This is a genomic window from Kutzneria buriramensis (assembly GCF_003387475.1).
Taxonomy (GTDB): domain Bacteria; phylum Actinomycetota; class Actinomycetes; order Mycobacteriales; family Pseudonocardiaceae; genus Kutzneria; species Kutzneria buriramensis.
The window spans coordinates 579923-604892 of the sequence record NZ_QUNO01000006.1 but is presented as its reverse complement, the minus strand read 5'-3'; the positions used below and the strand labels follow the sequence as shown (position 1 = coordinate 604892).

Here is a 24970-nt window from a genome sequence, read left to right as displayed (position 1 = left end):
GCCAACACCGACCTGCTGATCACCGGGGCGGAGGTGGGGGCGAGCAAGCTGGCCAAGGCGGACAAGCTCGGCGTCGAGACGGCCGACCAGGGCGTGATCTGGCAGCAGCTCATCGACGCCGGCGTCGCGTGAGCTCGACCTAGATGCGCAAGAACTGGGAGGGGGCCGGCTGGTGGGGCTTCCGGCGACTGCGCGGCCGGGCGGTCACCGCGGCGGCAGTGGCGAGCCGGCCCGCAGCAGGTCCGCGAACAGGTCCCCGAGCGTGCCGAGCCGGTCGAGGACATCGGCGGTGGTGAACACCAGCTAAGCAGGGCGGCGGCAGGCCGACACCTCGTCCCAGGTGACCGGCGTGGCCACCGTCGGGTGCTCCCGGCCGCGCAGCGAGTAGGGACTGATCGTGGTCTTGGCCGGGTTGTTCTGGCTCCAAGCGATGAACACCCGGCCCTCCCCGGCCGCTTTCGCCATGGTCGCGGTCACGTTGCCCGGCGTCTGCCGGGCCAGCTGCTGCGCTAGTGACTTGGCGTAGGCCGACGGTGCCAGTGGATCCGCGGTGTCGATCGAGCAGTACACCTGCAGGCCCTTGGAGCCGCTGGTTGTCGCCATCGGCATGAGGCCGTCAGCCAGCAGAATCTCCCGGAGGCGTTCGGCTACCCGGCAGCACGCCACGACAGTCGTGCCCGGCCCGAGGTCCAGGTCGAACACCAGCCGGTCGGGCAGGCCGCGCGACGGCCCGGGAACCACCCGCCACTGCGGGACATGCAGTTCCAGGGCCGCGAGGTTGCTCCGCTGAGTTCGCTCCTCCAGGCGACGCCACCGTTCTTCAACTCGAGCCGTTCGCAGCGGCCTCCGGCGGGCTCGCCCATGTGCGTGTCTACCGGGAGGAGGTGGTTATCCGCTCGGTAGTCAATGCCGTTCGCTGCAAGGCCCGTTAGCCGATTCCGGCCCGCCTGCACCGGGACTGATCGGTGTTGGTGTAGCTCACCAGCGTGGGCGCGCCGCTGGGCCCGCGGCAGTCGGTTCAGGTGCTCTGCCGAGTGCGTGGCTACGTCGTGCAGGACGGTGACCCCCTGGTACCGCCTCGCGGCCTGGCCTGCGGCATCGCGAAGACGCCGCAGGCCAGGCCGGGTGTCCCAGATCCGATCCGCTGGCAGCCTAGGCGCCTAGCAGTGACCCACGACGGGCGAGTTGGACCCGGTGTAGACGTCCGCGTCCGGTACCCAGACCTGCGAGCCAGGTTCAGTGACGGTCAGCAGGTCCCACGTGTTCTCCGTGCCGTAAGGGCCCGTCACCGGCGTTCCGCTGGCGTAGCACCAAAACGCGACCGGGAAGCCGGTGGACACCAGCACGACTTCGTCGTAGTTGGTGCCCGGGCCGGAGTAGGCGGCGACGTAGCCGCCGGATCCGCCGATGATCGTTCCCGTGCCCGCCGAGCAGCGGGGCACGACGGCGGAGTTGGAGCCGGTGTAGAGCTGCGCGTCCGGCACGAAGACGCCGGGCTGGGTCCCCTGGCCGCCTGAGACCAGGTCCCAGATGTTCTCCGTCCCGTAGGGGCCCGTCACCGCATCGCCGGTCAGGTAGCAGGAGATGGTGATGGTGCTGTTGTGTCCGATCGCGCCGCCCGGTACGCGGCCCGCTGTCCGCGGCGCCCACGACTGGAGCGGTTGGCTCACCAGCACGGTCGCCACGGGATCAGCGCTGGCGGCTGGCGCCGCGACCATCCCGATGCCGACGGTTCCGGCAACGGCAACCACGACGGCGAGCAGCGGGCGGACCAAACGCCCGCTCAAGGGTGTGCATATCGACTGCAGCATGCGATTTGCCTTCCTCGTCGCTGGGGCAACTCCGGCCCCGAGAAGGTCCTCACCGTCGCAACAATCGGCGTGTTGCCGCGCTGTTGCCGGTGTTGCGTCTTGTCGGATGACACCCTCTGGTCCGCGTTTGGCCTGCTCGGAACAATCCGGGACGTGCATGATCGAGAAGACGGCAACACCTGGCAGCAGTTCGCCGCGGAGCTTCGGCGGGTGCGCGTCGCGGCGGGGCTCAGCCAGACGAAGATGGCCGAGCGCCTGGGCATGACCTACACGCCCGGCGGGAGGAAGGTCTCGACCGGGCGGGCGGCGGTGTCGGCATGGGAGAAGGGACGGCGCCGGCCGACGCTGGAACAGGTGCAGACCTACATCGACATGGGTGCCGACCCAGCCATCATGTCCGTCCTCGTGGACTCGACACGTGAGTCCGGGCCCGCCGGCGGGCCGCCCTCGGGTGAGGACGTGCCCGGAAGCGACCAGCACACCGCTACGCCGATCGACGCTGCAGAGATCGGGAACGATCAGGTCGAGTTCGCGTCGGCGCAACCGCAGCGGACGTGGCTGCGGCGGCGCTGGCGATGGCTGGCCGCCGCCGCGGCGGGCGTGGCGATCGCCGTCGTCGTGGCTTTCTCCGTGCTACTGCCGAGCGGCGGACCCGCAGTGCCCGCGACGACCTGGACCGAGACCACCGGCACGCCGGCGCACACCTGGGCCGATCCGGTCCAGCTCACCGGCGCGGGCACGCCCCTGGGCCCGCGGCAGTCGGTTCAGGTGCTATGCCGGGTGCGCGGCTACGTCGTGCAAGACGGTGACCCGTGGTGGTATCGCCTCGCCTCGCCACCCTGGAACGGCCGCTTCTACGCCACCTCCGATGCCTTCTACAACAACGGCACGACTAGCGGCTCGGTCAACACCGGCGTCGTGGTTGACGAGCAGCTCCCTGTCTGCGACTCCGCCCGCTGAGTCCCGGCCACCTCAGTGCGGTCAGATCGGGTGGGCCCCTGGCGCTATTCGGCGTTTGGCAGGCGATGAGCTGGCGAGAGCCGCTCGGTAGGGGGAAGACGGCAAGGGCGATCTTGTGGGTCCCGCCCGGTGTCGGGACCCACAAGATCGCTAGTGGCCGAGCGTGCTCAGCATCCACTCCGCCACGGCCCGAGTCGCGCCAGCGAGCATCCCGCTCACTACTGAGCAGATCAGCCTGAAGCTCCTGGGCTCTTCGCCACTCAGGCGGCAGCGACGCGTACCGTCACTCATGAGGGTCCTCCTTTCGCAGGTTGATCCGAACGGCCCGTCGGTTCGGTTGGACGCCCACCGGCGGGCCCCATTCATGTCACCACGGGGACAGGGGCATGCTTGGAGCCCGGGACCACTTGGGACCGATCAGGACCGTTTGGGAGTTCACGGGAGTTTGCGAGAGGAAGCGATGCCTAACAGAAGGCGCCCCATCGACATGACCACCCCGGCGGCGCGCCTGGCGATGGGGCTACGAGCACTGCAGAGGGAAGCAATCGCGCGTGCGGCTTCGACCGCGGAGCTGAGGGCCATCAGTATCGATCAGATCGCAGGCGGGAGCCTGTGGCGGACCAGCAAGACCGCCATCTATGCCGCGCTCAATGGGACCCGGTTGCCATCGACGGACACCATCTCCGCGTTGGCAGCGGCGTGGGATCCTCGGGGAGAAGCTGGTCGGCTGGAGTGGCTCAGGCTCCGCGACGCGATCGAAGACGAGTTGCAAGCTAACGCGGCAGCCGCTCACCCGTCACAGCCAACTCCAACGGTCAGCCCAACGCCTCAGCCGCAGCAGGAGAAGCCTAAGAACGAGGGGGCCGAGCGGGCATTGGTTGAACTCCGCGATCGGATGGAGGAAGCACGACTGCGCCACGGTCTGGCTCTGACCCAAACTACCGCACGGGCCCGCCTCGGGAGAACCACCGTCTCCCAGGCGTTCCGCCAGGGTGCCCCGGCGCCGAGCGGTGGGACAGTGATGGCGATTGGTAGAGCACTGGCAGTCCAGGAACCTGAGCTTAAGGAATGGCTCACACTCCTTCGGACAGCGCAGTCCCGCACCTAAGGCGTTCGGTAGTGTTCAGTTTGGGCTTCGGTGAACATCGACGAACATCGACTGCCGCCACACGCTGTGCCAAGCGCTGAACGTAGGTCCACGACGCGTTCACTGAGGTCGCAGGCAATGAGCTTGCCATCAGGTGCGCACCCCAACCGCTGCGCCACGGTGATCACGGTCGGGGCCAGACCCAGGTGCAGGCACTGGCGGGCAACCTCGAGTTCGGAGGCGCCGGTGGCGGCGACCAACTCGGCCAACGGCTGCTGGTTGTCCCAACCGTGGCGGGCCAGGACGTCGAGCGACGGATCCCAGTAGAAGCTGCCCTCCCGCTCGGCCGCGGCCCGCAGGCGGCACGCCAGTCGAAGTCGAGGTCCTCGGCGAGGAACTGGCGCAGCAGCAGGTCGGCCTCGCTGCGTCGGCACTGCACGTCCGGACGAAGCAGCCGGTGGCAGCGGCTTTCGACCGCGCTAATGCCTACTACGGGGATCCCGAACAGCTCCCCGTCTACGACTCCAGGCACTGATTCCCGGACGGCGCTGCTGGCCGCCGGGTGGCGTCACAGCAATACCGGGCCGGCGGTGGAACAGTCGGTGTACCGCTGCGTGGCGGGATCGACGCCGCGCAGCGTCGGCACCCATGGCACTTCGGCGCCGGGAACGAGGGTCCCCTGCGATTCCAGGGTGAGCCCCACAACGCGGAACTCCGGCCGGCCGGCAAAGGCAGCATTGACGCGCGCCAACATGGCCAGGTGATCACCGGAAAAGACCGGATCGGAGTCGGCGACGACCCACACCGCGAGCGCGGCGTCGGCGGTGTTCGCGTACGTGATCAGCTGGCCGACGTGCTTGTGGTCGGCCGGCCCGAATTGGACTTCGACGATGACGAGTCGGCCGTGCTCGTCGCGGGCGGCGAGATCCAGGCGAAGGCCGCCGGCCGTCTGCTCGATGCCATACCGTCCAGGCGTCGACCAGCGTTCACCGATCACCACTTCCCGGCCGATGACCTCCAGGTGTCGCACGCCCAGGTGCGGAGCGAGGCAGTCGAGGTGGTCGGCCAGCCAGCGGGTCACGTCGGACTCCCTCGGCCACCACACCCTCGGATCTCCGACGATCCAGCTCCGGAGGCTGCTCACTGGCGCGGCCATGGGATCAGGGCGCCAGCCGCCTTCGCGTTGTTCGCCCGGCTGCTCGGTCATGCGCTCACGGTAGCGGCGACCCCTGACACTCCTATGTGGACGTGTTGGGGGAGTTGTGCCGGCAGCCGTGACTGGATCCCTACACGCCAGTAACCGGGCGCCATAGTGGGTAGCTGCCTGACCAGCGGTTACGGTGCCGAGTCGGGTTGACAGGAGTCATTTCGTGCTCCAGGATCAGCAGTGCTGATCGTACTGGTGTTCGAATGTGAGTCGCTGGCTTCCCCACAGCGCGCGTGATGTGGTGTGGAGCTGGTGTGGCGTTCAACAACCCCAACGTGCCGTGGTCGGAGGTGGAGCGGGTCGCCTCCGGCCGCCCGCCGGTGCTCGGCGATGGCAACGACTCCCCGGCCTGGAGCCGTAAACGCGAGGGCTACCACGCACCACGGGATCTGCATGACATCGGCCGCCCCGGTGACGACGGTGGGGCGCGGGTGCCGTACGCGGAGCTGCATGTCCACTCGAACTTCAGCTTCCTCGACGGCGCGTCCCATCCCGAGACCCTGGTGGAGCAGGCCGCTCGACTTCAGCTGGACGCGATCGTGCTGACCGACCACGACGGGATGTACGGGGCGGTGCGGTTCCACGAGGCCGCCCGCGAACTCGGGGTCCGGGTCGGGTTCGGCGCTGAGCTCTCCCTCGGGCTGCCCGGCCCGCAGGCCGGACAGCCCGATCCGGCCGGGACACACCTGCTGGTGATCGCCCGCGGCCAGCAGGGCTACCACCGGCTGTGCCGGGTCATCTCCCACGCCCAGCTCGCCGGCGGCGAGAAGGGCCGCCCCGTCTACGACGACGCCGAGCTGGTCGACGAACTGACAGGACACGTGCTCGTGCTGAGCGGATGCCGCAAAGGTGCCGTCCGGCAGGCCTTGGCCCAGGGCGGCCCGGGCGCCGCCTTGGGGGAGTTGCGGGCGTTGGTCGACCGGTTCGGCCGCGACCACGTCGCGGTCGAGCTCTACGACCACCGGATGCCCCTGGACTCCACCCACAACGATCACCTGACCGCGCTGGCAAACGAGCTCGGGCTGCCGACGGTGATGTCGAACAACGCCCACTACGCCCGCCCACGCGACGCGGTCGTCGCCGACATGCTCGCCGCGGTCCGCGCCCGCCGCGCCGCGGAGGACCTCGAGGGCTGGCGACCGCCGGGCGGGCAGGCGTTCCTGCGTTCCGGCGCGGAACAACACGCGCGGTTCGAGCGCCGCTACCCCGGCGCGGTCGGGCGCGCCGCGCTGTTGGGCCGGGAGGTCGCGTTCGATCTGACCTTGATCGCGCCGGACCTGCCGCCGTTCCCGGTGCCCGACGGGCGTGACGAGATGGCGTATCTGCGGGACCTGACCTGGCGTGGCGCCGCCACCCGCTACGGCCGTCGCGAGGACAATCCGACGGCCTACGCCCAGCTCGACCACGAACTCGACATCATCGAGAAGCTGGGCTTCCCGGGCTATTTCCTGGTGGTGTGGGACATCGTGCGGTTCTGCCGCGAGTCCAACATCCTCTGTCAGGGCCGCGGCTCGGCCGCCAACAGCGCGGTCTGTTACGCCCTGGGCATCTGCCACGCCGATCCGGTCCGGTGGGGTTTGTTGTTCGAGCGGTTTTTGGCGCCGGAGCGGGACGGGCCGCCGGACATCGACGTCGACATCGAGGCCGACCGCCGCGAAGAAGCCATTCAATACGTCTACCAACAACATGGACGGCTGCACGCGGCGCAGGTCGCCAACGTCATCACCTACCGCGCGCCCTCCGCCATCCGCGACGCCGCCAAAGCGCTGGGCCACAGCCCCGGTCAGCAGGACGCCTACAGCAAGACCGTCGACCGGTGGGGCGGCGTCGTCGCCACCGCCGCCCAACCCGAGCACGGCATCCCTACCGACGTCCTCGACCTGGCCGCGCGGATCGAGGGGTTCCCCCGCCACCTGGGCATCCACTCCGGTGGCATGGTCATCTCCCACCAGCCCGTCTCCGAGATCGTCCCGGTCGAGTGGGGCCGCATGCAGGACCGCAGCGTGCTGCAGTGGGACAAGGACGACTGTGCCAGCATCGGATTGGTCAAGTTCGATCTGCTCGGTCTGGGCATGCTCTCGGCGTTGCACTACATGATCGACCTCGTCGGCGAGCACCATCAGACCACTGTGGACATCGGGACGCTCGATCTGGGTGATCCGAAGGTCTACGAGATGCTGTGCGCCGCGGACGCGGTCGGGGTGTTCCAGGTCGAGTCCCGGGCGCAGTTGGCGACATTGCCGCGGTTGCGGCCGCGGAAGTTCTACGACCTGGTCGTGGAGGTCGCGCTGATCCGTCCGGGCCCGATCCAGGGTGGCTCGGTGCACCCGTTCATTCGCCGTCGTCGTGGCGAGGAGCAGTGGGAGCACGCGCATCCGCTGCTGGCGTCCAGTTTGGACCGCACGCTCGGCGTGCCGTTGTTCCAGGAGCAGGTGATGCAGATGGCCGTCGCCGTCGCCTCCTTCACCCCGGCCGAGGCCGACCAGCTCCGCCGTGCCATGGGGGCCAAACGCTCCAGCACGAAAATGCGTGCCCTGCGGGCACGGTTCTTCGACGGCTGCGCCGCCAACGGTCTGGATGAGCAGTTGGCGGCCCGGATTTTCGAGCAGATCCACGCGTTCTCCGGCTACGGCTTCCCGGAGGCGCACTCGATGAGTTTCGCGTTGCTCGTCTACGCCTCGGCGTGGTTCAAGCGGTACTACCCGGCCGCGTTCTGCGCTGGGCTGTTGCGCGCCCAACCGATGGGGTTCTACAGCCCGCAGTCGCTGGTCGCCGACGCCCGCCGGCACGGTGTGCGTGTCCGCGAGCCCGACATCAACGCCAGCCTCACCCACGCCACCCTGCAACCCGATCCGGACAGCACCGGCGGCCAGACGATCCGGCTCGGCCTGGCGGGTGTGCGCCACCTCGGCGTCGACGCCGCCGACGCGATCGTCGCCGACCGCGACACCCGCGGCGCGTTCGCCGGGATCGGCGACCTCACCGACCGGGTGCAGCTGACCAAGGCCGCCATCGAGGCGCTGGCCACCGCCGGGGCGTTCGCATGCTTCGGGACCGACCGCCGCCAAGCGTTGTGGGCGGCCGGCGCCGCGGCGACCACCCGGGCCGGGCATCTGCCCGGGCTCGCGCCCGGGCTCGACGCCCCCGCGCTGCCCGGCATGACCCGGCACGAGATCACCGCCGCCGACCTGTGGGCGACCAGCATCTCGCCGGGCAGCCACCCGGTGCAGTACCTGCGCGACCTGCTGACCCGCCGCGGCGCCATCACCGCCGCCGACCTCGCCCACGCCGAGGACGGCACCCGGGTCTGGGTCGGCGGCGCGGTCACCCATCGCCAGCGCCCCGCCACCGCCGGCGGCATCACGTTCCTCAACGTCGAGGACGAGACCGGGATGGCCAACGTGCTCGTCTCGCCCGGGCTGTGGACCCGCCAGCGCATCCTCGCCCGCAGCAGCGCCGCCCTGCTCATCCGCGGTCAGGTGCAGGCCGCCGAGGGCGTCGCGACACTGGTCGCGGACCACCTGGAACGGCTCGACCTGACCATGGCCACCGGTCCCTCCCGCGATTTCCGCTAGCAGGGGCGCGCGATGACCGACCCCACCAGCATCGTCGGCGGACCACCCTCGGGTGCCCGCGGCGAATACGGCGATCTCATCCCCATCCGCCCGGCCAGCACCGGGAAGCCTGTGGTGTGCCTGCGCGGCCACCGTCTCGAACTCGGCGGGATGACCGCCACCTACAACCACCGCTACCGGCTACACGCCACCCTCTGCGAGACCTGCCGCACCCTGGAAACCTGCTCGCCGAACGCCCGCCGCCGCGCCGAATGGGCACACCTGGACATCACCCGCCAGCACCCCGCCGATACGGCCCCGACCGGTGGCCTGGTGCTCGTCGCACTCCCACCCGCCGTCGGGGCGATGACCGGACACATCGAACTCCGACTCGACGCAGTGACCGTGGGCGCCGCAACCCTGACCTGCTGCTTGTCGTGCCGTACCGGCAGCCTCGACGACGTCCACGTCGTACCCGAGCGCCGCCGGCTCGGCTACGGCCGCACTCTGGTCACCGCCGCACTCGCGCGCGCACCCGCCTACACCTGGACCGCGCCCGTGCCGGCCAGCACGACGGGTCGCGCCTTCCGCACGCGGATCGAGGTTCCTCGCGCTGGCGCGGTGTGCCCGCACCGGGCACATGAGTCGCCAGAATGTAACTGATGGTCACGACTCGGAGAACACCTGCTGTGATGCACGCTGGCCCCCTGACCTATCTGAACACCATCCTGCTGCAGCGGGTACTGGCCGACCCGGCCTGGTCGAGGCGGCTCACCGAACCCGACCGGCACGCCCTGTCGGCCTTGTTCTGGTCCCACGTGAACCTCTACAGACGGTTCAACCTGGACATGAACGCCCACCTCCTCGACGCCGCCTGACCTGGGGCATTTCGGCCCGGGGGCAGGGTCGGCCAGCTCGACCACGGTGTGTGCGCCGGCGCTATGCAGCTCGACCAGGTGGGCCTGCTGGCGGGTGGTCAGCTTGGACTGCTTGCCCTGTAGCTGTTTCGTCTAGCGACGAATGGGCAACATGATTCATAAACCCGCCACTTGGGGATTAAAATTGGAACTTAACCAATTTCATGCCAAGTTCTTATTGTTTCGTGCCAAAACTCCGTTGCGCACTGGGCGGTGTCTGTTGCAATTGTCAGGTGCATTTCTTGCGTGCTCTGACGGCCTGCTATGCCGAGACGACCGACTGACAGGAGTGTGACAACGACCAATAATTGCCACCCGCGTATTTGCTGTGACACTCAACCGGCACTCCCTGTTGGCATAAGGCGTCAGAAAATTGGCCCCTTGCGCCGACAGGATGGGGGGCGCAGGTTGAATGTGTCGACAGGAAGTATGTGCACGCCTTGGCGGTACCCATACTTCTAGCCAGGCAGAGGAGGAAGAAGATGTGCAAACGTCTATAACAAGGCCCACCCCGCATCGGTGTAATGTCACTTAGCTAGAAGTCGCTTAGCTAAAACTGATCAAGCTTGCGACCTGCGATTGTCCGCGGCTGACTGCAAGCGGCCCGCAGGAGCGCCCGGTCGCGGGATTGACTCAATCGCCATGGTCAACGGGTGAGGTTGTGGAGCGGAACCTTCGAGATTAACTTAGGTTAAGTGGTGTTTAAGTCTAGGCATATGGTGACGATCGACTCTTCCCTATGCCCGTAAAGCTGGTATGGCCGATTGACGAAGGAGTCGGATGCGCTGAAGGCTTAACGCTGGGTCGGAACCTCAGATGATCATGTTAAATCGGCCTTGACCCGCGGCTGCATGAAGCAGGATGGGCGTCCTAAATAACCATTGCTAGCGTTTCACTGTCATGAGCGGTTCTCTGCCCAGCAAGCCCACCCGATTAACTCATGTGACCGTTCGCTAAGGAGAAACTAAGTTTCTCCACCGAGCAACCGGGTGCAACCTTACATTTCCACTAGTATCTGGGGAGGAATTCATGAAGGGTAATTTCTGGGGGCTTAACGCGATTCTCGCCATCACTGCTGCCGGCGCGGCGCTGCTGGCCAGTATTCCGGCCGCGCAGGCCACCGTTCCGACCGGGGCACACCCCAGCCCCGCCAGCCCTGCGCGCGTCACGAGCACGCTCGACGAGAAGTCGGCGGTTTGGGACGAGTTGCACGTGGGTGACTGCCAGCAGGACAACGGAACCATAGTCATCCGCTCCGACGGAACGGGGGACTGGAGCGCAGACACGCTCACCTACCACACGGTTTTCGGTGACATCTGGCACTCCAGCTTCGATTTCTACACCACGGCTGGGTTCCACCTGTTCGGTGTGGGCACGTTCGATAGCCCGCGCATGAACAGCGGCAACCCGCCGCCACGCTACCACTGGGGTGCTCACTTCCTTTTTAACCCGGCGGACTTCAACAGCATCGACATTTTCAAGACCATGCAGCACTACAGCTGCTGATCGGTCGTAGCCATCGGTAAGAAGCTGGGGTCCGACCCTGAGGTCATGTCACTCAGGGAAACCAGGGGTTCCTGGCGGTGTTCCAAGATGATGAATAACAACGGTGTCGGGCGCAACGCCGCGGTCTGACAGTAGTTCGTTGGTATCGGCATCTCACCTGCCGGCAACGTGTCAGTTCGTGTCAGGTACGACTGCTTTTCGTGTAGCACCACAAAGCTGGTTGTGGTAGCCAGCGCTTTGCGATCCCGGGAAGGCTTCAGAAGGAGAGGCTGGACTGAGGGTGCGCTAATCGTCAACATGTCGTGACTCTAATAGCACGTGGTGACTCTGATAGACGGCACTGCGGCGGTGTCAGACCGGGTACCCTCGGACGACAGGGACCCTCGACAGGAATTGTCGAGGGTCCCTAGTGTTTCTATGCGGTGCGGCAATCACGCGCTGGACTGTCACGTAGTGCGCGTGTCGATGCCGTCCAGTGTGGCCGTGACCGGGGCGGCGGGGAATGTCGGGCGGCCCCTGGTGGCGACGCTCGCGGCAGCCGGCGAGCAGGTGACGGCTGTCTCGTGGCGAATCGACGGGTCGGACCTGCCGGAGACGCCATGGCTGGCGATCATGCCATGCCCGTCACGTGCCCGTTGCCGCAGGTCGGACGTGTGGACCGACTTCTGGAACCCCCACAAAGGTCGGCCAGGGGCGCGACCGCGGCGGTTCTTCCGGTGTCCGTCCTCATCGATCTTGTCATCGCACCGCACCTCTGGCTTGCGTGATGACAACTTTGCTGAGACGAAGTTGTCGACAAGGACGCGAGCTACCACCAAGGTCCGGTGCCCGACGGAGGACCGTCTCAACGATCATGTCGGCACAGACCAGCTCTCACCAGCGGCGTGACAAGTTGACCGAGGCCGAACGCGCCGGATTCTCACCGAAGTTGTCACATTTTCGTGAGCGCTCAGCGCTCCCGCGTTCAACTTCCGGTCCGCGGCAAGAGCGGATGTTCACTAAGGGCCCGCGCAAATAGGTCTGCTCGGCTCGCGACGCTCAGGCACGCGCTGTGCCGCTGCGGGAAACCCGCACCCGGGGCCAGTTCCCTGATCGAGCGCCCTGCCCGCGCGAGCACTACGTGGGCCGGTTGACGTCCTGCGGCTCGTTCTCGTTGAGATCGGTGGCCAGGGCAGTCAGCAGGGACAGCCGTTCGGCCGACGGGGAATGGGGTTCGGCCTGGTAGACCACCAGCATCTGGTCCTGGGTGTCGGCGATTGCGAACTTGTCGTACCGCAGTTCCAGCGCGCCGACCTGCGGGTGTTGGATGTGGTGGGTGCCGCTGCCGGGATGGCGGCGTACCTCGTGCCGCGCCCACAGCCGGCGGAATACGTCGCTTTTCACCGACAGTTCGCCGACCAATTCGGTCAGCCGAGGGTCGTCCACATCCGCGCCGGCCGAGGCCCGCAGCAGCGCGATCATTGCGCCGATGTTGGCCTCCGCCTCGTCGAGCAGCGCCTGGGCCGACGGGTCGAGCAGCACGGCCCGCAGCAGGTTGGTGCCCGGCGTGTAGATCGGGGATAACGCCATGGCCAGCCGGTTCGCGGCGAGCACATCGTGGTAGCGGCCCTGGACGTAGGCGGGCGTGTGCTGCCAGGAGTCGACCAGCCGGGCCACGCTGGGCCGGACGTGCTCGGCGCGACGCGGGGTGCGTCGGCGGCGGGGCGCGGGGTTGGCGAGGTCGTGCAGGTGCGCGACGGCCTCGGCGTTCAGGCCCAGCGCGCGGGCGATAGCGTCCAGCACCTGGGCCGAGGGATGCCGGTCGCGGCCCTGCTCCAGCCGGGTGTAGTACTCGGTGCTGATGCCGGCCAGCATGGCCAGTTCGTCGCGACGCAGGCCGGGCACCCGCCGGTGGCTGGCCGCGGTGATGCCCACTTCCTCCGGTCGCACCTGCTCGCGGCGCGCGCGGAGATAGTCGCCGATCAGGTTCCCCGCCATGCTCCCGACCATAGGCGTTCTGGCGATCACGAGGGTGGCCCTGCCGGCACCCCTCTCAGCGGGGCGCTGGTTGCCGGCGTCCGATCGGGACAGGCTGGCGGCATGACACGAACCTGGCTCATCACCGGTGTGAGCAGCGGCTTCGGCCGTCAACTCGCCGAGCAACTGCTGGTCCGAGGCGACCGCGTCGCCGGCACCGTCCGCCGGCTCGACGTCGTCGCCGACCTGGCCGAGCACTACGGTGACACGTTCCGTTCGGCATTGCTCGACCTGACCGACACCGCCCGCATCCGCGAGGTGGTCGACTCCATCGTGGCCGAGTTCGGGCGGCCCGAGGTGGTGGTGAGCAACGCCGGCTACGGCCTGTTCGGCGCGGCTGAGGAAGCCTCCGACGAGCAGGTGCGCCACCAGATCGACACCAATCTGCTCGGCTCGATCCAGCTGATCCGGGCGGTCCTGCCGCATCTGCGCGCGGCCGGCGGCGGCCGCATCCTGCAACTGTCCTCTGTGGGCGGTCAGACCGCGCACCCGGGCGGATCCCTTTACCACGCCACGAAATGGGGCATGGAGGGCTTTGTCGAGGCGCTGGCCACCGAGGTCGCGCCGTTCGGCATCGGCGTCACCATCGTCGAGCCCGGCGGCGCGCGCACGAAGTTCGGCCAGGGCGGGCTGCGCTTCGGCACCCCGCTCAACGCCTACGACGGCACCCCCGCCGCCCAGGTTCGCGCGTTCCGCGAGGGTGTGCCCAACTCGATCGTGTTCGGCGATCCCGAGCGGATGGCCGCCACCATGATCGCCAGCGTCGACCAGGAACCCGCCCCGCTCCGCCTGGTCCTGGGCACCGACTCGTGGACCGCGATCACCTCGGCCCTGGAAAGCCGACTGGCCGACGTGCGGCCGCAGAAGGACAACGCCGCGACCACCGACCACTCCGACGCCGCCGCCCACGGCTCAGACATCCCCTGGGCCGACTCCCACTGACAGATCCCCCCTCGGCCGGGAGGCCATCCCGACCCAGCCTCCCAGCCGAGAGCGCGTCGCCTCCCGGACCACGAGCTGCGCTGGGAGGGATCGGACGCGACCGAGGTGTGGTCGATGCTGGTGTAACTCCAGGACGGCCCCAGTGGCCATCGCGCGAAGTGGCAGGGCGAGGGTGGTCAGCGGCGGATCGCAGAACCCGGCGGGCACCGGTTTCCGGGGCGGCCGGCCGTCCTCGACGGCCGGGTCGCCGGCGCGATGCAGCGCGCCGCCCGGTTGAGCGAGGAGCGCGGCTGGCCCGTCGACACGCTCAAGTCCACCAGCACGGCCCTGGTCCTGCTGTTCGCCAACCGGCCCGCCGGCGAGCGGGTGCCCTACAGCGAAATCGCCCGCTGCTGGGCGCCGCGCATGTCCGCGCCGCGCGTCGTCGACGTCCTCACCGACCTCGACCTGCTCGACGACGACCGGCCCCGCGCGATCCGGACCTGGATCGACACCAAGTCCGGCACGCTGCCGCCGGGCTTCCGCGACGACGTCCGGGCCTGGCTGCTCTGGATGCTCGACGGCGACGAGCGCACCCAGCCGCGGTCGCAGGCCAGCCTCTACGTCTACTTCGGACAGGTCCGCCCGCTCATCGAGGGCTGGTCGTCGACCCGGACGCGCCTGCGCGAGGTCACCAAGGCCGACGTGGACACCGCGCTGGCGCCGTTGCGCGGCCATCAGCTGCGCAACGCCATCACCGCGTTGCGGTCGCTGATGCGGTTCGCGCGCAAGCACCGGCTTGTGTTCGCCGACCCGGCCCGGCACCTCAACGTCGGCCGGGACGTCCAGCGCACCGCCATGCCGATGACCGACGAACAGATCGCCGAGACGCCGGCGCAACGGCTGGTCGTCGCGCTCGCGGCCGTGCACGCCGCCCGCGCGAAGTCCATCCGGGAACTCACCCTCGACGACGTCGACCTGGCCAACCGGCGGATCACCATCGCTGGCAACCGTCAGCGACTCGGCGAGCTGGCGCACGCCGTCCTGCTCGCGTGGATGGAGCACCGCCGCGCCACCTGGCCGCACACGGCTAACCGCCACGTCCTGGTTTCGCGAATGACCGCGCTGGGCCTCGGCCCGGTCAGCCACTACTACCTGAAAAAGCACCTGCTGCTGCGCGGCGTCCACCTCGAACTGATCCGCGGGGACCGCGTCTTGCAGGAGGCGCTGGCGACCGGCGCCGACCCGCTGCACCTGGCGGTGATGTTCAACCTGCACTTCACCACCGCGATCCGCTACGCCGACATCGCGCGGCGGGTCCTGGACGGGCGTTTGGAGCCCGACACCCGAAGCTGACAGCTGCCACACGATGGACAACATGACGGCGGCGGCGCACCGGCCGGGTCCCTCGCACCGTGGCGGAGCCGGCCTGGTCGTGGCACCTATCCTGTAGCGATGGCCGCCGCTCCTGTTGATCCAGCGAAGACCGCCGGAACCATCGCGGTGGTGATCGACTCGAACGCGATGTGGCACCAGTGGCGGCTGACGGGCCGTTCGTGGGACGAATTGCGCAACCTGGTCGTGCACGGCCGCATCGACCTCTACGTCCCGGAGGTCGTCGTGCAGGAGGTCGTCCGCGGCCGCCACCACGACGCAAACGACCTCGTGCGAGACCTTGTCGAGGTCAAGCTGTCCCGTATCGAACAGCTTCTGAAGCTGGGGTTGCCGACCAAGAGGCAAGATCTGACCACGCTTGTGCAGAACTTGGTCGCCGACTACGAGACCGAGTTGCGGGACCGGCTCAACGAGCTGGGGGCGCTGCTCATCCCCGTTCCCACAGTGAGTCATCAGGTCGTGCTCACCCGGGCGTTGGCAGGGCGCAAGCCGTTCGATTCAGTGGGGCATGACGGCTATCGCGATGTCCTGATCTGGCATTCCCTGCTCGACATCGCCGCAGACGGCTACGCGGGGGTCGTGTTCGTCACCAACAACACGAGCGACTTCTGCACAGGCCGACCGGCCGCCCTGCTGCCCGCGTTGCTGGACGAACTCGCAGATGTGTCGCCGACCATTGTGGCGGCGGTGGCCCAGTCGGTGAACGAGGTGGGAGCCCGCGTCGAGGACCTGGAACGTCGCGTCGCCGCCGAAGCCGATCAGAACCAACAGCCGGCGGCCGAGCAGGCGACGGTCGAGCGACCGGGCGAAGACATCGTTAGCGACGCGCTCGCTGCCTGTGTGGACGTCATCGTCCTCAAGATGGAGCCCCCAACGCCCGGCCGCTGGGGCCTGAACATGTCGGAAGGCTGGCAGTTCCTCACGATCCTCGAAGAGGATCCGGTGGACGTGGTGGTCATCGGGCTCGACTACGCGACCCTGGCCTACGCACCGGAAGACGGCGACTGGACCGAGTTCACGGCGAGCGTTCGGGCCAAGGTCACGTTGGACGGGTTCGCCTTCAAGGGCGACGTCTACGCCGACGATGGCCGAACCGAGGTCGATATCCGGGATGCGGACTGGAATGACCACTACATGCACGTGTGGGAGCACCACGACGCCACACTGACCTTCCGCTTGACCCTCAACGCTGACGGCACCGCAATCGAGGAGTGCTGGCTGGATTCCGCCGAGCCAACCGAGGCCCCGTCATAGACGAATCCTGACCGTCGAGCGGCCACCGCGTCGGCTTCGTCGACATCATGCGCGTCCAGGTGGCGCCGTTTACGACCGCGAACCGGGAGCTACCGGCCTGCGGCAACACGCCGCCAGACCGCAGGCCAACTCCACTGAAGACTCGGCCAGCCTCCGCCGCTGACGTGCCAGAACCGGCCGAGTTCGTGTCCTTTCCGGACGAACCTTGCGGGTGAGCATGTGCCTGACCTGCCCTCCGAAAAGTAGGTCCGAACGGATCCGGGTCGAGTTGTTCGCGTCTAGGTTTCGGATTCGGTGCGATCTCGGACCTCCTCAGCAGATCTTCCAGTAGTGGTCCCCATCGGCGCAGATGAGGAGGTCGACTCCATTGTCGGCGCCGCGCGCCGTGCCGCTGGTGGTGGTGACCTTGCCGGAGTCGGTCACGGTGAGCGTGCAGGTCACCTGACCACCGCCGCCCCTGAGTTGAGCCCTTAGCAGGTAGCCCCCGGAGTCGGTCGCCGGGACGCTGTCGTCGTGCGCGGTGAACGGCAGGCTGCTGGCGTATTGGAAGTTTCCTGCTGGCGCCTGGTAGCTGATAGCGACGGTGGGAGCCGCGCCGGCGCACTGATAGGTGACCGCTGGCGTCGTGCTGGAGGCCGACTGCGGCAGCGTCAACGACGACGTTGTCGGCAGTGGTGTCGATGGTGCGGACAGCGCGTTCGTCCCACTGGCGCGAACGATGGGGCTGGGTGTGGGCGGGTCGCTCCGCTGCACCAACGCCACCGTGATAGCGGTTGTCGCCCCGATCACCGCGGCCAGGGTCGTGCCAATCAGAGCGATCTTGGCAGCGGTGATCGTCGCCCGGGATGTGGTGACCTCCGGCGGCGGTGTGGTGGTCTCCGGCGGCTCGGGCTGGTTCACCAAATGAGTCTCCCATCAGCGTCCGGAGAACCGTCGGTGGTGGCGAAGGCGCTGCCGACCGTAGGCGCCCAACGAGGGTGGACGGCGCTCGCCGGGCGGCAGCGTGGGCTGGGCCCAAGCGACCGGTTCAACGGCGTGGTCCAGGTAGTCCGACGGCGCCGGGCCGGGCCGGACGAACAGGTTCTCCAGCACCACGGCGAACTCCGGAACGTCGCCGGACGTGGGCATGACCGTTGTCCCCGAGGTCAGCCCGGAAACCGCCGACGTGACGGCCGCGGGAGGAGTGCAGTGAGCCGACCGCGCCGGATCCTGACCGCCTGCCTGGGCAATCACTGCCGGTCGACGTTCGCCGCGCTGGTGCTGGCCGACCGCGGCGGCCCAGCCGTCGAACTCCGGTCAGCCGGGCTGGTGGCCGGTCGTCGCAGCTCGTGGGCCAGCGGTTACTCACCGCGCGCTTCTACTCTCCTGATCTACTTCTCCACGCGGCTGGTGAAGTCGATGTCCTCGGTGGCTCGGCCGTGGCGCTAGGGTGCATGCGGGTCGCCTTCAACTTCGCTGATGGGAACCGAAAGGCACCGGACCGTATGGGGCCGTGATTCCACCGGAATCACGGCCCCGCGCACACCGATCGCTTGCCAGGTTCAGCTGCCGTGGGCGGCCTGGAACTTGGCGACCAGCTCGGCCGGGATGCGGCCGCGGTCGGAGATCTTCTCCCCCTGGCTGCGAGCCCACTCGCGAATGGCCTGGTTCTGCGCGCGGTCGCCGCCGGCCTTCACCGCGGTGGTGGCGCCGCCCCGCTGCTTGCGGCCACCGACACGCTGCGCCTTCTCGACGAACGAGACGAGGCTCTCGCGGAGCTTCTTCGCGTTCTCCTCGGACAGGTCGATCGTGTACTCGACGCCGTCGAGGCCGAAGGCCACACTCTCGTTCGCCTCACCGCCATCGAGGTCGTCGATCAGCTGGACAATGGTCTTCTGTGCCATTCCTGGTCTCCCTGAGTCACGCGCTATGCCCATGTCGCCGGCTGGTGGCGGAGTTCTGCCGGCGAGTGTTCAGCATACCTGGAATGATGCGACGGTTCGAATGTCACCATGGCGATCTTCCAAGAAATGCTTGCCAGTCGGATCGCAGGAGTTGAGCTGGCGCGAAGACTGCTGCTGGCCGGCGTGTGCCGGCCAGAATCGCTCGTGCTCGGTCTAGCACTGTCCGCCTGCATCGCCCGGCCAGTCGTCCTGTATCCGTTCTTGGAGTCAGAATACCGTCGTGACCCACGGCTCCTTAAAGGCCCGGGTCGGCGTGTGAGTGTCGGCGTCGGGTTGCAGGTGTTTGGGGGTGTGCGGTGCCCTCCGAACTGGGCGAAGGCGACGACTGCGAGGCTTCAGGTTCGGCCGCCGAAATGCGCCGACGATCACCGTGGGCCGCAGATGCCCTTCTGGTCTACGGATGCGCTGTCGACGCACAGTGGAGGCGGCCGGGCTTCGTTCCCACGCAAGGACTCGAAGTCCGGGCTGTTCCAAGGCTTACCGGCCGCCACCACCGTCCGCCGCACTACGGCGAAGTGTAGCAACGAACTGAACAGATCCAGCTATGAGGTACGTGGTGGATCAGACTCGATGCGCTCGGGGAAAGCGCGGTGTTCGTCGTACAGTTCGTTGTGGATCAAGCAATGGTGAAGGCATTTTAGAAGCTTGCCGTAGAGATGTCGAAGCGCGGCAGCGTGTCGGTCGCCCTGCGCGCGACGATAGTCGTAGTGCGAACGGCAGCCCGGGGAACGCGTCAACGTCGTGAACGCCCAGAAATGCCCCGCATGACGCATCCACATGTTGGCCGCGGTGCGGAATCTGACGGACTCTGAGGTACCGCTTGCCCAGGTGGTCGGCGCTGCTGGCGCTGCTGGCGGACTGCGAGTGGGATTGTCGGGCTGGTGCCCAGCGGCAAAGTATCGGACGCTGACCGGCGGCGGTCGGTCAGCGCGGCGTACATGCGCCTGCATGTGGCCGACGCCGCGGTGCAGGGCGTGATCGAGGTGACCGAGGACCGGGCGGCCGTCGCGGTGTGGATGACGGTGGACGATTCCGTGCCGCCTGCCGCCGACGACTACGCCGACCAGTTGCGCGACGCGTGCGGACCGTACACCGCACACTTCGAGGATCTCGAGGCGACGTTCGCCGAGCACCACCCGAGCGGCAAACGCCATCACCACCTCGCGTTCCTCGCGGCGATGCCAGGCGCGCAGGGACGCGGCGCGGGAACTGCCCTGCTGCGTCACCACTTCCAGACCTACCCGGACTGGGATGCCTACTTGGAGGCGTCCAGCATCGAGTCCGCCAGGTTGTATCGCCGGCACGGGTTCGAGGAGATCGGTCCGTTCGTGGTCGGTGGTGGACCGACTTTCTGGCCGATGTGGCGGCCGGCGTCGTCATGACGGCCTCGACGCGTCCTCGCCGGCATGGTGGGCGCCGAGCGGTGCGCTGCTCGTCGCGTTCTGACCGGTAGCTACGTAGCGCGGGTGCCGGGGCCCTCTTGACAACCGGAACGCTTGCCCTAACAGCAGTATTCTCACGCCGCGAGTCACGACGCGAGAACGCGCGGGCTGTTCTTGCGATCCTCTTCAGGGTCAAGGCTTAGGATAAGCCGAGTGGCATTGCGTCAAGGGATGGCACGGGTCTTGAGGATGTCGCGCGCGGTTTCCACGAAGGATCGCACCCGGGCGGTGGCGTTACTGCGGCGCCACAGGAAAACCCACTCGAATCCAGGGGCGTCGCAGATGGGTACGAACGCGACGTCCGGGCGCTGATAGTAATCAGTGGCTTGGGCGGGGAATACGAAGACGCCCTTACCCGCCCCGATCAGCGCGAGCATCTCCTGGACGGTCGCGAATACCGGACCGCGCTGCGTCGGCCGAGCGCCCGCGGGCAGCCGCGGGGCGAGCCACTCAACCCAGTAGTCCGCGACCTGCGGCCCGGCGCGCAGCACGGTTTCTTCCGCGACATCAGCGAGGGTGATCGAGTCGCGGCCCGCGAACCGGTGCCGGGCGCAGACGGCGAGCAGGCAGCCCTCGCGGAACAGCACCGGGCTCGCCGTGAGGCCGGGATCGCTGACAGGCAGCACGGACAGCAGTATGTCCAGCTCGCCGACGAGCAGCAGCGGGCTGATGCCGTCGCGGAACTGTAGCTCCCGGATCTGGACCTCGCAGTCGGGGTACCGGCTGCGTAAGGCGTCCGCGACCCCGACGACGAGTTGTCCGCCGGTGGCGCTGAAGAAGCCGACCCGCAGCAGGCCGCGGGCTTCGCGGCCCGCAGTCACCGCGTGCTCGATGCCAGCGAGGATCTGCCGGTGCCCAGGTCCGATGTCTTCCTGCAGCCGGCGCCCGATCGGGGTGAGTGTGACGCGCCGGCTGGTGCGCTCGAACAGCGGCACCCCGACCCGACGCTCCCACTTGGCGATGCTCTGGCTGACCCGGGCGGTGGACACGTGCAGGCGTTCGGCGGTGCGGCCGAAGTGCAGCTCTTCTGCCAGTGTCAGGAAGATCTCGATGTCCCGCAGCTCCATGATCCGTTAACCCCCCGCTTAACGACCGGTGCCGTCCTCGCTGTTGTTCCCTCAGTGTGCCGCCCGCAGACTGAAAGAGTGTAGGACGTGGTCCTGACTTCATACACTCGGCGGCAGTGGGTCCAGCACCCTGCATCAACTGGCAATTCTTGAAGAATTCGCTCGCGAGGTAGAGATATTTGGTGTATCGGTTACGGGGCGGTCATGTCAAACAATGAAATTGCCGGTCCGAGCCGCTCATAAGGCCGTCAGGCTGGGGGCGCTGGGACCTTGCTTCCTGTTCATGGCCTGGGACATGCCGAGAAGATGGCTCAGTCGAGGGGAGAATCATGTTGAGAGGAAGCCGAATGAAACGCACTCGTGTTTCGGTGGCGGCGCGGCGAGCGGGCTTGGCCGCAGCCGTAGCGGCCTCGATCGGCGTTGCGGTGGCGGGAACTGCGTCAGCGGCGACCGCTACTGCGACGGCTACTCAGACCAGCCAGCAGGCTGCGGTGGTTCATGCCCACCAGGTAGAGCACACCACCGGCCGACTCAGCCCAAACGACTACCCCACCTGCATCTACTACCTCGAATCCTGGGGGTACGCGATCACGGTGTACGTAGAACTTGGCTGTCACGAGGCTTCCCTCGACGGGGACGTTCCGGGCTGCCAAGCCAGCCTGGAGTTCGCGGGAGTCGATTCGATCAACGCATACATCGCGTGCCGACTCGGTCTACCTTCGTAGGCCGGCGGCGCACCGAGCGCACCTTGCCAGTTCATCCGCTGTAGCTGACTGGCCCGCGCCGCCTGGACCGGGACGCGGGCCAGCTTCCGATCTGCAGGGACCCTTTCGATGTCGTCAGTGACCTGCGGTGACCCGGTCGCGTCCAGTTCGGAACCTGGAGCGTCGGGCGACACGCCGAGAGGTTCGGAGGCGCACTCATGGCGTGTCGCAGCCTGTACGCTAAGTTTCCTTTTGTCATGAGTGGCGACGACGCCATCGTGCTTGTTCGAGCAGGGTGGCAACCGAAATCACGCCCAAGGGCGTATAGAAACGTCTCGATGTAGCTGGTGACCAGGCCGCATGTCCTGGGTGGCAACCGAGATCACGCCCAAGGGCGTATAGAAACAGGTAGAGCGCGAGCATGTCCGCCATGAGGCGCTGTGGCAACCGAGATCACGCCCAAGGGCGTATAGAAACTCAGCCACCCGCACAACGATCCCGATCGGACTGCCACCGTGGCAACCGAGATCACGCCCAAGGGTGTATAGAAACCACCGGTCCACGCCTTGCTGGTACCGCTTGGTGATGTTGCAAGCGAAATCGCGCCTAAGGGCATATTGAAACCCGGCCGACGGGTGCAGGTGCTCGATCACCACGGTGGCAGCCGACATCACGCCCAAGGGCGTATAGAAACACGTAGAACCCGGACACTCGGGCCCGGTACACCCACCAGCGTGACAGTCGAAATCACGCCCAAGGGTGCCTAGAAACATGACCAGCATGCTTTTGGACAGCACAAGGTAGCCCAGTGGCGGCCGAAATCGCGCCCAAGGGCGCATAGAAACCGGTAGGCGTAGAACATGGGTATGTAGTCGCGACTGGGTGGCAATCGGCCGGCAGTCCGGCAGGGTATAAAATTGCCGGCGTCTCCGCATCTCCGCATGCCGGGTTTTACGACAGTCCGATCTCCACAAGGCCCGCAGAGGTTAAAGAGGCGCGCTCACCGCGGGGCTAGCACTGTCGAGCGTGACTGGTTGCTGGATGTCCGTGAGGCCGGCATGATTGAGCGCCAGATCGATGGGGACCGTGTTGCTGATGTGTGGGACCAGTAGGCCGATCAACGCGAGATTGACGCTGAGTTCGGGTCCTGGCCAACAACCCCGCAGGAGCCGGGTTAGGATGTGGTCAGCCTGGGTTGGCAGATACTCCCGCCGGTACTGCCAGTGGACAACCAGCAGGATTGCCGGGTTGATGTACAGCAGTGAAGTACCGCAACCGCCCCGGCGGGCAGTGGCCGTCAGTGACCTTTCGATGTCGTCAATGACCTGCGGTAACCCGGGCCACCTCCAGTTCGGAACCTAGAGCGTAGGGCGACATGCCAAGAGATCGGAAACGCACTCATGGCGTGTCGCAACCTGTACGCTAGTTTCTCTTGTCATGAGCGGCGACGAGGGTAGTCGTGCCTGTTCGAGCAGGGTGGCAACCGAAATCACGCCCAAGGGCGCATAGAAACGTCTTGCCGTCCACGTGCGGCATCACGGCGTCTCCGTGGCCACCGAGATTGCGCCCAAGGGTGTATAGAAACTCCCAGTCGTCGGCGGCGGGGTACTTGTTGTACGGTGACAACCCGTGATCACGCCCAAGGGCGTATAGAAACAAGAAGCTCACGTGCCAGCTCAGCGGCGACAGTGGGTGGCAACCCAAATCACGCCCAAGGGCGTATAGAACAGTCAGGTGGCAAGTGCCATCCGTGGCACTCCGAAGTGTGACAGCACCTCACGCCGAAGGGCGTATAGAAACTCGTTGCGGCGGAGTTGAGAGCCCGGTCAGGACATGGTCAGCCTGGGCTGACAGATACTCCCGCTGGCACTGTCGGCGGACGCCTGCGGGATTGCCGGGCTGGTGTGCAGCAGCAAAGTGCCGCAACCGCCACGGCGAGCCGTCGCCGTCCGCGTCCTTTTGATGTCGTCAGTGACCTGCGGTAACCCGGTCGCCTCCAGTTCGCAACCTGGAGTGCAGGGCGACACGCCGAGAGGTTCGGCGGCGCACTCATGGCGTGTCGCAGCCTGTACGCTGGTTTCCTCTTGTCGCGAGCGGCGAGGAGGCCCGTCGTGCCTGTTCGGGCAGGGTGGCAACCGACATCACGCTTGAGGGCGTTAGAAACTCCGCTGTGGTGTCCGAGCCGGAGACCGGGGCCACGCCGTGGCAACCGACATCACGCCTGAGGGCGTATAGAAACAATGGTCGCCGCGCCTTTTATTTGTGTGGTACCCGTCACCACGGCAAGCGAGATCACGCCCAAGGGCGTATAGAAACCCGCCAGCTCGACGAACGCGACCACACCAAGAAAGTGGCAACCGAGATCACGCCCAAGGGCGTATAGAAACCAACAGGCGTGGAAGTCCAACGGGTGGTTCCTGACGGTGGCACTCGGGGTTGACTGCCGCACCCCGCTGCGGTCGTGACGCTGCGTTGGTTGGCGGTCTACCAGCCGGACTCGATCCGGGTGACGCCGAACCCGCGTGTCGTGTAGGCGCCGACGCCGGAGAAGGGAGCCAAGCCGATGGCTTGATCAACGCTTCGGGCGATGGGATCGGCGGCGTCGCAGGCGATCCGCACCCGGCCGACGAACCCGGACACCGTCAGCCCGTTGACCTTGCACACCTCGTTGGTGCCGTCGATGTCGGTGACCCACACCGGGTCCCGCGACAGGTCCAGGTCCAGGTCGCCGACGCTGGCTGGGGCGAAATTGCGCCAGGTCGCCCGCAGGCTGCCCAAGATCGGTGTCGGTGCGGGCAGGGGAGTGAACCTGTTGCCTCTACGGAACGTCAGCGGTGTGTCAAAACGCAGGCACCACGCGTGGCGGCCGCCGCGCTGCAGTAGTCCAGTCCATGGTGTGGCAGCCAGTTGCCGGGGCCCCTCCGGCAGCGTGAGCACTGTTCGCCCCAGCCGCACCCGGGTTCCGGGCGCGGCGCGGGTGAGCAGACTGTCGGTGAGGGGGTCGTCGATGATGCCGATCTCCACCACGGGGCCGTGCTCGCCGTCGCGCAACGGCGAGACGGTGTAGCCCTTGGCGTTGCCGTGATGGTCGGCGGTGGTGCGGTCGAACCATCTCGACACGACGGCATGCAGGTGTTCCAGGCGCACCGCTTCCGGCGCCGGTACCGGAAGCAGCACTTCCCAGCG

The 24970-nt window shown here is 67.2% G+C and carries 21 protein-coding genes; 11 read left to right on the top strand and 10 right to left on the bottom strand.

Going from position 1 to position 24970, the window contains the following annotated elements; all coding sequences use genetic code 11:
* Nucleotides 1–303: 303 nt before the first annotated feature.
* Together ligD and BCF44_RS20905 are read right to left on the bottom strand one after the other, a co-directional pair.
* Nucleotides 304–804, bottom strand: a complete 501-nt coding sequence (gene ligD, locus BCF44_RS20910; RefSeq protein WP_342775623.1) for a non-homologous end-joining DNA ligase LigD — start codon at nucleotides 802–804, stop codon at nucleotides 304–306.
* A gap of 356 nt (nucleotides 805–1160) precedes the next feature.
* Nucleotides 1161–1787 (bottom strand): hypothetical protein, encoded by a 627-nt coding sequence (locus BCF44_RS20905; RefSeq protein WP_170217651.1) that lies wholly within the window; start codon nucleotides 1785–1787, stop codon nucleotides 1161–1163.
* 177 nt (nucleotides 1788–1964) lie between these two features.
* Between BCF44_RS20905 and BCF44_RS20900 the strand changes: the two genes are divergently transcribed.
* Nucleotides 1965–2771 carry a helix-turn-helix domain-containing protein gene (locus BCF44_RS20900; RefSeq protein ID WP_170217650.1) on the top strand — a complete coding sequence of 269 codons (807 nt, stop codon included), beginning with the start codon at nucleotides 1965–1967 and terminating at the stop codon, nucleotides 2769–2771.
* A gap of 1655 nt (nucleotides 2772–4426) precedes the next feature.
* On the opposite strand, the gene BCF44_RS20895 is transcribed toward BCF44_RS20900, so the two are convergent.
* Nucleotides 4427–4939 carry a PDDEXK family nuclease gene (locus tag BCF44_RS20895; protein WP_116175976.1) on the bottom strand — a complete coding sequence of 171 codons (513 nt, stop codon included), beginning with the start codon at nucleotides 4937–4939 and terminating at the stop codon, nucleotides 4427–4429.
* 380 nt (nucleotides 4940–5319) lie between these two features.
* Here BCF44_RS20895 and BCF44_RS20890 point away from each other — a divergent pair, with 380 nt between their 5' ends.
* The 4 genes from BCF44_RS20890 to BCF44_RS20875 all read left to right on the top strand — a co-directional run bounded on the left by BCF44_RS20890 (nucleotide 5320) and on the right by BCF44_RS20875 (nucleotide 11042).
* Nucleotides 5320–8640 carry an error-prone DNA polymerase gene (locus BCF44_RS20890; RefSeq protein WP_170217649.1) on the top strand — a complete coding sequence of 1107 codons (3321 nt, stop codon included), beginning with the start codon at nucleotides 5320–5322 and terminating at the stop codon, nucleotides 8638–8640.
* Nucleotides 8641–8652: 12 nt separating this feature from the next.
* A complete protein-coding gene (locus tag BCF44_RS20885) occupies nucleotides 8653–9282 on the top strand; it encodes an N-acetyltransferase (RefSeq protein WP_116175974.1) in 630 nt (209 codons plus the stop codon).
* Between the two features lie 29 nt (nucleotides 9283–9311).
* Nucleotides 9312–9497, top strand: a complete 186-nt coding sequence (locus tag BCF44_RS20880; RefSeq protein WP_170217648.1) for a Tn3 family transposase — start codon at nucleotides 9312–9314, stop codon at nucleotides 9495–9497.
* A 1068-nt stretch (nucleotides 9498–10565) separates the two neighbouring features.
* Nucleotides 10566–11042, top strand: a complete 477-nt coding sequence (locus tag BCF44_RS20875; protein ID WP_116175972.1) for a DUF6294 family protein — start codon at nucleotides 10566–10568, stop codon at nucleotides 11040–11042.
* Between the two features lie 1116 nt (nucleotides 11043–12158).
* Here the strand turns inward: BCF44_RS20875 and BCF44_RS20865 are convergent.
* Complete coding sequence (locus BCF44_RS20865) at nucleotides 12159–13019, bottom strand: helix-turn-helix domain-containing protein (RefSeq protein WP_116176048.1); 861 nt, start codon at nucleotides 13017–13019, stop codon at nucleotides 12159–12161.
* Between the two features lie 102 nt (nucleotides 13020–13121).
* Here BCF44_RS20865 and BCF44_RS20860 point away from each other — a divergent pair, with 102 nt between their 5' ends.
* The 3 genes from BCF44_RS20860 (at nucleotide 13122) to BCF44_RS20850 (ending at nucleotide 16628) form a co-directional block, all read left to right on the top strand.
* Nucleotides 13122–14000, top strand: coding sequence for an SDR family oxidoreductase (locus BCF44_RS20860; RefSeq protein ID WP_116175971.1), 879 nt, complete (start codon nucleotides 13122–13124; stop codon nucleotides 13998–14000).
* A 255-nt stretch (nucleotides 14001–14255) separates the two neighbouring features.
* On the top strand, nucleotides 14256–15335 hold the full coding sequence (locus BCF44_RS20855) for an integrase (RefSeq protein ID WP_116175970.1): 1080 nt from the start codon (nucleotides 14256–14258) through the stop codon (nucleotides 15333–15335).
* A 99-nt stretch (nucleotides 15336–15434) separates the two neighbouring features.
* The gene (locus BCF44_RS20850; protein ID WP_116175969.1) at nucleotides 15435–16628 is read left to right on the top strand and encodes a PIN domain-containing protein; all 1194 of its coding nucleotides are present in this window, start codon (nucleotides 15435–15437) and stop codon (nucleotides 16626–16628) included.
* A 312-nt stretch (nucleotides 16629–16940) separates the two neighbouring features.
* Here BCF44_RS20850 and BCF44_RS58560 read toward each other — a convergent pair whose 3' ends face one another.
* Complete coding sequence (locus BCF44_RS58560) at nucleotides 16941–17069, bottom strand: hypothetical protein (RefSeq protein ID WP_281283130.1); 129 nt, start codon at nucleotides 17067–17069, stop codon at nucleotides 16941–16943.
* Between the two features lie 184 nt (nucleotides 17070–17253).
* On the opposite strand from BCF44_RS58560, the gene BCF44_RS20840 reads away from it, so the two are divergent.
* Nucleotides 17254–17535 (top strand): hypothetical protein, encoded by a 282-nt coding sequence (locus BCF44_RS20840; protein ID WP_116175967.1) that lies wholly within the window; start codon nucleotides 17254–17256, stop codon nucleotides 17533–17535.
* A gap of 8 nt (nucleotides 17536–17543) precedes the next feature.
* Here the strand turns inward: BCF44_RS20840 and BCF44_RS20835 are convergent, their stop codons facing one another.
* Nucleotides 17544–17756: a hypothetical protein gene (locus BCF44_RS20835; protein WP_116175966.1), complete on the bottom strand. Its 213-nt coding sequence runs from the start codon at nucleotides 17754–17756 to the stop codon at nucleotides 17544–17546.
* Between the two features lie 60 nt (nucleotides 17757–17816).
* Here BCF44_RS20835 and BCF44_RS20830 point away from each other — a divergent pair, with 60 nt between their 5' ends.
* The gene (locus BCF44_RS20830; protein WP_116175965.1) at nucleotides 17817–18056 is read left to right on the top strand and encodes a hypothetical protein; all 240 of its coding nucleotides are present in this window, start codon (nucleotides 17817–17819) and stop codon (nucleotides 18054–18056) included.
* A 113-nt stretch (nucleotides 18057–18169) separates the two neighbouring features.
* On the opposite strand, the gene BCF44_RS20825 is transcribed toward BCF44_RS20830, so the two are convergent.
* Nucleotides 18170–18511: a histone-like nucleoid-structuring protein Lsr2 gene (locus tag BCF44_RS20825; RefSeq protein WP_116175964.1), complete on the bottom strand. Its 342-nt coding sequence runs from the start codon at nucleotides 18509–18511 to the stop codon at nucleotides 18170–18172.
* Between the two features lie 998 nt (nucleotides 18512–19509).
* On the opposite strand from BCF44_RS20825, the gene BCF44_RS20820 reads away from it, so the two are divergent.
* On the top strand, nucleotides 19510–19953 hold the full coding sequence (locus BCF44_RS20820) for a GNAT family N-acetyltransferase (protein ID WP_116175963.1): 444 nt from the start codon (nucleotides 19510–19512) through the stop codon (nucleotides 19951–19953).
* Between the two features lie 224 nt (nucleotides 19954–20177).
* Here the strand turns inward: BCF44_RS20820 and BCF44_RS20815 are convergent, their stop codons facing one another.
* The 3 genes from BCF44_RS20815 to cas6 all read right to left on the bottom strand — a co-directional run bounded on the left by BCF44_RS20815 (nucleotide 20178) and on the right by cas6 (nucleotide 24961).
* The gene (locus tag BCF44_RS20815) at nucleotides 20178–21080 is read right to left on the bottom strand and encodes a LysR family transcriptional regulator (protein WP_116175962.1); all 903 of its coding nucleotides are present in this window, start codon (nucleotides 21078–21080) and stop codon (nucleotides 20178–20180) included.
* A 2919-nt stretch (nucleotides 21081–23999) separates the two neighbouring features.
* Nucleotides 24000–24191 (bottom strand): hypothetical protein, encoded by a 192-nt coding sequence (locus tag BCF44_RS54770; protein ID WP_147328565.1) that lies wholly within the window; start codon nucleotides 24189–24191, stop codon nucleotides 24000–24002.
* 77 nt (nucleotides 24192–24268) lie between these two features.
* Entirely contained in the window at nucleotides 24269–24961 is a 693-nt protein-coding gene (gene cas6, locus BCF44_RS20805) for a CRISPR system precrRNA processing endoribonuclease RAMP protein Cas6 (RefSeq protein ID WP_170217647.1), read from the bottom strand.
* Nucleotides 24962–24970 lie beyond the last annotated feature (9 nt).